The following is an 8,570-nucleotide window of genomic DNA, read 5'->3' as shown; positions in this document are numbered from 1 at the left end:
GCTGTTTAATAAGACTAATTTCAATGATGTCAAAGAACAATTTAATCCCCTTATTCCGGGATTATTTGATTAATTAATAACTCGTCCCGATTTTAACGGGACACTAGTGTTGCAACAAACAAAACAATGAACAAAGATGAAATCGTACTTCACTTTTCTCAGCCGCAACAAGCTCTACACGGCCATCCAGTTCTTCGGACTGGCCATCGCATTGGGAGTCGTCCTCCTTTTAACACTATATGCTAAAACCGAATTCAATATCGGTAACAAACAGCCATACTCCCAGCAATTGTATGCCATCGGCTACGGCAATGACATCGGTATGACAGTCGGTACCGCCCCGGAATTATTCCCTTCCATTCCGGAAATAAAAGAATGGACACGCTTCATCAACAGCGAGTTGACGGACTTGACCATAGACAACAACTACTACCAGGCAAACAGCCTTGCCGTCGATTCCAACTTCTTCCGGATGCTGGGCTATTCGCTCATCGGATGCAACCGCGACAAGGCGCTAAGCGGAACAGACGAGGCCGTCATCTCCGAACCATTCGCCCGTAAAGTATTCGGTAATGAAAATCCTATCGGACGCACAATCATGTACCTAAACCAGACACCACTACGGGTTATCGGGATTCTCCCGGCCTTCGATCCGACAGAACTGTTGAAACCGGTCGACCTCCTGGTCTCTATCAAATTGGAGGAAAAGACTTATGCCTGGATGGATAACTTCGGTCAGACCCAAACGTTCGTCACGTTAGCGGAGGGGGCAACACCCGCCAACGTCACCCGAAAACTGCTCGACAGTTATAAAAGTTATTGGGATTATTGGAAAGAAGACAACAGCACGAACTCCTTTGCGTGGGGTTCATCACTCACACGCATGGACGAAATATACTTTTCACCCATGAACCATAACACTCCTTTCCGCAACGGGACACGGAAACAGGTTCAAATCTTATTGGCCATCGCGATAATCTTGCTCCTTTCGGCCGTCTTCAACTACATCAACCTGACCGTGTCGCAAACCGGCAAGCGGGCACATGAGATGGCGACTCGACGATTGATGGGCGATTCTGCCGGGCAAATCGTGTTGCGCTATCTCGCCGAGTCGGCAATCTTCACAACCGGGTGCTTCATCGGCGGATGCCTCATTGCCGTCATTGCCAAACCCTATTTCGAATACTTGCTCTCTACCCAAATCGCCATATCGCTTTCTCCCGCAACGGTCGCCTACGCCCTGTTGTTGTTGGCCGGAATCACCGGCATATCAGGATTACTACCGGCTCTCATCATCCGTAAATACAGCCCGATAGATATTGTAAAGGGGAACTTCCGCTTGCAGAACAAGCAACTATTCAGCCGCCTGTTCATCATCGTGCAGAACGTGATCAGCACGTTCCTCATTGCGTTGGGGCTGACAATGGCCGTCCAAATACACTACCTTGCTACCCTACCGACCGGTTATAATACCGATCTGGTCTTTGTACGGGCCTGGGATTTAGGAGCGACCTACGACAAACAAGCCATCCTCCAGAAACGTTTGCAGGCATTGCCCCAGGTGGCAGAAGTGGCGTTGGCACGGAAACTACCTTTCGTCAGCGGCCACGATGGCGTACGCCAGCCGGACGAAGAGGGAATGTCATGGCTCCACCTATCGGATGTGGACAGCACAGCATTCCGGATGTTGGGCTTCGAAGTAGCAGAACGCTGGTCAGACCCGCTACCCGGCATGGTTTGGGTAACGGAAGAGACCTGCCGCCGTTACAACCTTTCGGCCGACAACCCCCATTTCGGGAAGAACGGCGACGAGGGCGGCTACCGATATAACGTCTGTGGAGTTATCCGTGATTACCGTTCACTCATGGCGTTAAGCACTCCGACACCCGATTCGCACGGAGCGGTCAGGGTGATGGACCCGCAAGGCTATGTGATCAACCAGGTAATCCGGACCCGAGGTGACCGGTCGGAAGCCCTGGCCGCCATCCGCCATACCTGTCGGGAAGTGTCCAAAGAGGTGATCGGGATGCCGAAAGACCTGGAGACCGATTATATCGATGATTATCTGGACAAAGATTTGACACACGAGAAGAACATCGTGATGCTCGTCCTATGCTTCATGGCCATCTCCATCCTCATCTCTGCCATGGGACTGTTGGCCATGTCGATAAGCTACACCGAACAGCAAAGCAAGCGGATTGCCTTGTGCAAAGTGATGGGAGCCGAAACAAGCGGTGCGGTATGGGAACTTTCCAAACAGTTCATGACGCTCTCGTTGCTTGCCGCCTGCTTCGCCCTACCCATCAGTTTGAAAGCGGTTCAAATCAGTTTGGAGTCATTCTATAACCGCATCGCCTTCCCGTGGCATCTCATAGCCGCGGCTGTTTTGGCAACCATAATTATCGCTTTCGTGTCAATCATCAGCCAAACTTTGAAAGTCGCCCGCCGTAACCCTATCAAAAGCATCCGGATGGAATAAATACAACAGTATATAACAGATAACATCATTATAAAAAACGAAACAAGTCATGATTAAAATAAAGAATCTCAGCAAAAGCTTCCGAACGGAAGAAATAGAAACCATCGCACTCAACGGCGTAAGCATGGAAGTGAAAAAGGGCGAGTTCGTCGCCATCATGGGTCCAAGCGGATGCGGCAAATCGACCTTGCTGCATATTCTCGGCCTGCTGGACAACCCGGACGAAGGCAGCTACCTGTTGGATGGGGAAGAAATGGGACACTTGAAAGAGAAAGACCGAACCCGTTACCGCAAAGGACGTATCGGGTTCGTCTTCCAGAGTTTTAACCTTATCGACGAGCTGACGGTGGAAGAAAACATAGACCTCCAACTGAAATACCTTGGCGTACCCAAAGCCGAACGCAAGCAGCAGGTACTTGACATCCTGCGCAAAGTGCGCCTCAGCCAACGCGCCAAACATTACCCGCAACAACTATCCGGAGGCCAACAGCAACGAGTAGCCATCGCCCGCGCCGTGGTAGGCAAACCTAAATTGATTTTGGCCGACGAGCCGACCGGCAACCTCGACTCTAAGAACAGTCTCGAAATAATGAAATTGCTCAGCCAGTTGAATGCCGAAGGAACGACTATCGTCATGGTGACACACTCGCAGCACGATGCCACATACGCCGACTATATCATCAATCTTTTCGACGGACAAATTGTCAATGAGTTGGATGGAATACTTTGAATCAGGATTGGACTTGCTTGTGCCGAAGCATTTGCCCGTGAGGGTGCAACCGTTATAATGGCGGATATTCAAAAGCCGGAAGAACTTTACTTGTAGACGGTGGCTTTACGATCCATTAAATCTTATGTATATAAAGTTGACTCCCGTCGCCTGCCGGGGGAGTCAAAAACGAAGGCTGCGGGATTCATATCCGACAGCCTTCCACATTAACCCCTAACTTTAACCAATGTATTACCGGAAGATTCGTTCCGGTAGTTTCAACATAATGATACGTTAGTAACCGGAATTCTGTTTCAGGTTCGGATTCTTATCCATGCTGTCCTGCGGGATCGGCAGATAACGGTTCTTGGCAGCAAACTCACGGTTTTCAATCAGGTCCTTACCTGTTACAACGGCACGTTTATAAGGATCTGTCTCGTTGTAATCGATAGTACCGACGATACGGTACAACGGACCGTTCAATAATGTTTCGGCCAACATCTTTCCTGCGGCATCTTTCCAACGCAGAATATCTGCACGACGCAGACCTTCACCCGCCAATTCAATGCAGCGCTCACGACGAATCAACTCACGCAATGTTTCTTTCGTGCTGTATCTGGCTCTGTCCACAACAGGCATGCCGGCACGGGTACGGATCTGATCCAGATAATCATATACCTGGGCGGAAGGACCGTTCAATTCATTCTCCGCTTCGGCATACGACAACAAAACTTCGGCATACCGGAACACGATCACACAAGTTCCGGTACTCCACATATTGGGATACTGGTCGATGGGGTCCAGATATTTCGCCCAGGTCAGACTGGATTTCGAAGCATTATCGGTGTAGGTAGGATAGTTCTTATTATCCGACTTATCTGCCAGCGTTTTATCCAGCGTGTTCAGCACCGAACCTCTCCAGTCCTGTCCCGGATAAAGAATACTCATCGCCATACGGGGATCGCGGTTGGCAAACGGATGGGTCGCATCATACAGGGTCGACTCTTCCTTCGTTTTACCGTCTGTCATTTCATACATATCCACCAGGTTCTGAGTGGGGACGATAGAGGACCAACCGCCGTCTACATTATTATACATCTGGCCGATCACTCCCAAACCGAATGTATTAGGGATACGCTGGTCGGCAATGATCACCTCTTTCGAATCTGTGCCAGTGAGCTTGAACAAATTGGAATAATCGGGTTCCAGTTCATACTGCTTCAGGTCGATGATGGCCTGGGCAGCCTCTTTAGCCTTCTGCCATTCTCCATAATACAATGCCTCACGCATTTTTATTGCCAGTACACCGCCTTTGCCGATGCGTCCGCGGGCAGCCGGTGTCGTATTAATACCCGTCAAAGCATCTTCCAGGTCTTTGGCTATCTGCTGACGAACTTCTTCTTCGGTATTACGGGGTACCTGGCTTCTTCGGCTGACTGATAAGAGCCGATGATAGGCACACCGCCATACCACCAGTTCATCTGGAAGTATTTATAAGCACGAATCGCTTTCGCCTGTGCTATCAGGTCATTCTTCGTTGCTTCCGACTTGAATGTTACATTGTCGATATTATCCAGCACGGTATTGCAACGGCGGATAGTCGTGAAGCTATAAAATGAACTGCCGGGGTTAGAGCTTGACAAAGAACCGTCACCCCAAGGGCGCCAACCTTCCCACGGGAAGTTGTTGTAAGCAATATCTGAACCACAATCGAGATAGAGAATGGCGGTCGGATCCCACAGACCGTTATAACATCCCACCACGAAACTTTCAGCATCCGTTTCGGTCTTCCAGGTGGTGGAAGGAGACAATGCATCATGTGGAGCCGTATCCAGAAAGTCCGAGCAGGACGTAGATAAAAACGCTGCTCCGGCCATTAAATATATTGATAATCGTTTCATAAAATTCAACTTATATTAGATAGTCATTAATAGTTTAGAACGTAACATTTACTCCGAATGAATGGGTAGTAGACAAAGGATAGCTTGACAAACGGGTGCTGACCGTCTCCGGGTCTACATTCAACGGCATAGAATCGAATGTCAGCAGGTTCTCTGCCGAATAATAAATCCTCAGGCTTTGAATACCGGCTTTTTCTATCAGGCTTTTCGGGAAGGTGTAGCCTAACTGTGCAGTCTTCAGACGCAGATAGCTCGTATTCATGATCCAGAAGTCAGACATGACAACGGATGCTTCACTCGGTGACTTACGGGCTTCTGCCACACGGGGCATACTTGCTCCTTTATTTTCGGGCGTCCATGAGTCCAGCCAGGCTGTTGAAGGGTGGCCGGCACTGCCGGAAAATTCACCGAAGGCTTCTTTGGTATAAGCGAAACCGACGTTTGCCGCACCGGTAAAGTTAAGCGTCAGGTCGAAGTTCTTATAAGCACCGTTCAGGTTCAGGCCGAATGTCATCACCGGATCTTTTGTCTTATAGAGTTCACGGTCTTCGGCAGTGATCTTACCGTCATTGTTGGTATCGACATACTTCAGGTCGCCCCCTTTAAATTTCAGGCCGAACGGATATCCGTCCTGACCGGCATATTTATCCATCCAGGCTTGTGCCTCTTCGTCCGACTGGAAGAAACCGTCTGTTCTGTACACGAACCAGGAATTGATAGGAGAACCGACCTGACGCATGAAGTCGCTGTCAGACATACGGTTAACACCTCCCAGGTTTTCTATCTTATTCTTGTTATAGGCAAAGTTTCCGACAACGCCGAACTTCCAGTCACCCCATTAGTTACTGTAGCCCAACTGCATTTCGACACCTCGGTTACGCATGGCACCTACATTATCTTTATAAGCACCCAGCGCAAATTCCGTCGGTACCGGAACTTCCATGATGATATCGGTTGTCTTGCGATCGTAGTAATCGAAAGTAAAACTGATCTTATTATTGATCATTGCATCTATCCCGATGCCCCATGTGGTTGACTTTTCCCACGAAAGGTCTTCTATTTTATAATTACTCTGATAATAACCGGTCGTCAACGCACTTCCGAAAGGATAGTTGGCACCCAGGTTATACGTATTCAACCAAGGATAAAAGTCACCGCCTGTCGGTGTCCCGTCGCTCAAAGCATCCTGGTTACCCAGCATACCCCATGATCCGCGAAGTTTCAGGCTATTCAACCAGCCTCTCGTATTTTCCATGAAGCTCTCTTCGCTGATACGCCATGCTGCGGAGAAGGAAGGGAAATATCCCCAACGGTGTCCGGGGGCGAAACGGGAAGAAGCATCCGAACGGAAGTTTGCTTCCAGCAGGTATTTGCCGGCATAGTCGTAGTTTACACGGCCGAAATAAGAAAGCATATTCAGTTTGCGGGTAAAACCTTCGTTGGTTTGGGTGGCTGTAGCACCGGCATTCATATCATCCAGTTCGTTATTCGGGAAGTTTTCGCGGTATTCCTTGTTGTAACGCACATCATATTTCTCGGCATGATATCCCAACATCACTTTCAAACCGTGATTACCGAATGTCTTGTCATAGTTCAGCAAAGCATCGAAATTGTAACGTGACCAGTTGGTGAAACGTTCTTCCAGGCTGTTCGGACGACTGGCCTGTGCCGGGTCGGTATCCAATTTCATAACAAATGCCTTGAAGTGCTGGTCGTCATTTACATACGAACCGGACACTGTAGCCTTCAGTCCGTCTATGATCTGGTAGTCAACTGCAAGAGAACCGGTAAAATTCTGGTTGTATTTGTCCACAGTCTGTCCGGAATCCAGCCAGGCGATAGGGTTACCGTCATTTGTTGCACCATATGTTCCATCCTCATTATAAACCGGAATCATCGGGCTCAGAATATTCAGCTGGCGGATAATCTGGTCGGACCAACCGCCGCCGTAATTGGAGTTGGGGTCTTTATAGTCGTTCTTTATATATGACATATTCAAACGAACCGTCAGTTTCTTCGTGATATTCATATCCAGGTTCGTACGGCCGTTGAATTGTTTACGTTCCGAATTGGGAAGAATACCGGTTTGTCCCAGATAACCGACAGAAGCCATATATTTCGTATTCTCGGTCCCTCCGCTGATATTTACATTGTGTTTATGCAATACACCGGTTTGGTAAGCGGCATCATTCCAGTCTGTGTTCGGATGTCCGTACGGGTCGGAGCCATCCTGAAACAGGCGGATGTCTTCATCACTGTAGCGGTGAGGCTGTCCGTTATCATCGTCGATCCGGTTATACAACATCGCATATTCGGCCGAACTGACGCGGTCTATTACAGCAGTCGGACTTGACACACCAATATATCCGTTGTAAGTAATACGCGGAGCACCGGTCTTACCGCGTTTGGTCGTTATCAGAATAACTCCGTTGGAGGCTTTCGAACCGTAGATGGCGGCAGAGGAGGCATCCTTCAGGACAGAGATACTTTCGATGTCGTTAGGGTCGATACTGTCCATCGAACCGCTCTCGATCCCGTCGATCAGGATATAAGGGGATGCATTATTCAACGTCCCGACACCACGGATACGGATATTACTTCCATCCTCACCGGGACGACCTTCACCGGCTGTGATCGTTACACCCGGCATCAATCCCTGCAAACCGGAGGATACATTCGAGATCGGTCGGCTTGTCAGTTCTTCGCTTGCCACAGAGGCTACGGCTCCGGACAGGTTGGCTTTCTGCTGGGTTCCGTATCCTACCACCACGACTTCGTCCAGCTTTTGCGTATCTTCAGCCAGAGTAACTTTAAGAGTCGATTGTCCTGTGTATTTGATTTCCTGTGTCAGATAGCCGATGAAAGAGATCTGGATCACATCCCCGGCTTTTACATCCAGTACGAAGTTACCATCCATGTCGGTAACAGTACCGTTCGTTGTTCCTTTTACGACAACAGAGGCACCGGCAACAGGGCCGAAATCGTCGTTAACTGTTCCTTTTAAACTCTTTTGTTGCTGAGAAATGTCAACTTTAGGTGTTGTCGTACTGTCGGAAGCATGTGCTGTCCCTCCGGAGCACAATGTGGCTGACAACAACAAAAGGCTGACTGGTCTTACGATTTTCAACATAACAATTGCTTTTTGTTTAATAATACTAGTAACTTTATTAATAAGATTTAAGGAGATTAACTCACTTTACTTATAGATTCACCTCATTCATGGTATTAACATTTACTCCTTCTGTAAAAATCTTATTTCTATGAAACCACAGTTCTTACAGAACTATGGCTTTTCTTATTTCACAAACAGCATGATTTCAACATATTAACTCTAAAGGGACGACCATCTATCTTTTTAATGGATTAACTTTAGTTTAAACGTTATTATTATTAAACGATCTCCAATGACTTGACTATTATTGAATAATCTATACAATTTAATGCTTTATTATAAAATTAAATATTACATTTGCAGGGTCGG

The 8,570-nt window shown here is 48.1% G+C and carries 2 protein-coding genes and 2 pseudogenes; 2 read left to right on the top strand and 2 right to left on the bottom strand.

The genetic code is table 11. From position 1 onward, the window contains the following. Positions 1–136 precede the first annotated feature (136 nt). Positions 137–2,479, top strand: coding sequence for an FtsX-like permease family protein (locus DXA15_RS23720; protein WP_128135680.1), 2,343 nt, complete (start codon positions 137–139; stop codon positions 2,477–2,479). A gap of 49 nt (positions 2,480–2,528) precedes the next feature. Further along, positions 2,529–3,209 (top strand): ABC transporter ATP-binding protein, encoded by a 681-nt coding sequence (locus tag DXA15_RS23715; RefSeq protein WP_007653611.1) that lies wholly within the window; start codon positions 2,529–2,531, stop codon positions 3,207–3,209. Between the two features lie 273 nt (positions 3,210–3,482). Here DXA15_RS23715 and DXA15_RS23705 read toward each other — a convergent pair. Both DXA15_RS23705 and DXA15_RS23700 read right to left on the bottom strand, forming a co-directional pair. Next, positions 3,483–5,089 (bottom strand): annotated as a pseudogene (locus DXA15_RS23705) (RagB/SusD family nutrient uptake outer membrane protein). 34 nt (positions 5,090–5,123) lie between these two features. After that, a pseudogene (locus DXA15_RS23700) lies at positions 5,124–8,219 on the bottom strand (SusC/RagA family TonB-linked outer membrane protein). Between the last annotated feature and the right edge of the window lie 351 nt (positions 8,220–8,570).

The organism is Parabacteroides sp. AM58-2XD (assembly GCF_003463685.1).
GTDB lineage: Bacteria > Bacteroidota > Bacteroidia > Bacteroidales > Tannerellaceae > Parabacteroides > Parabacteroides segnis.
Note: the sequence above shows the minus strand (reverse complement) of the source record. Positions and strands in the feature narration are given on the sequence as shown.

Excerpts from the sequence above, each read along its gene's own strand:
- DXA15_RS23715 (WP_007653611.1), top strand. The coding sequence starts at position 2,529 with ATGATTAAAATAAAGAATCTCAGCAAAAGCTTCCGAACGGAAGAAATA.
- DXA15_RS23720 (WP_128135680.1), top strand. The coding sequence starts at position 137 with ATGAAATCGTACTTCACTTTTCTCAGCCGCAACAAGCTCTACACGGCC.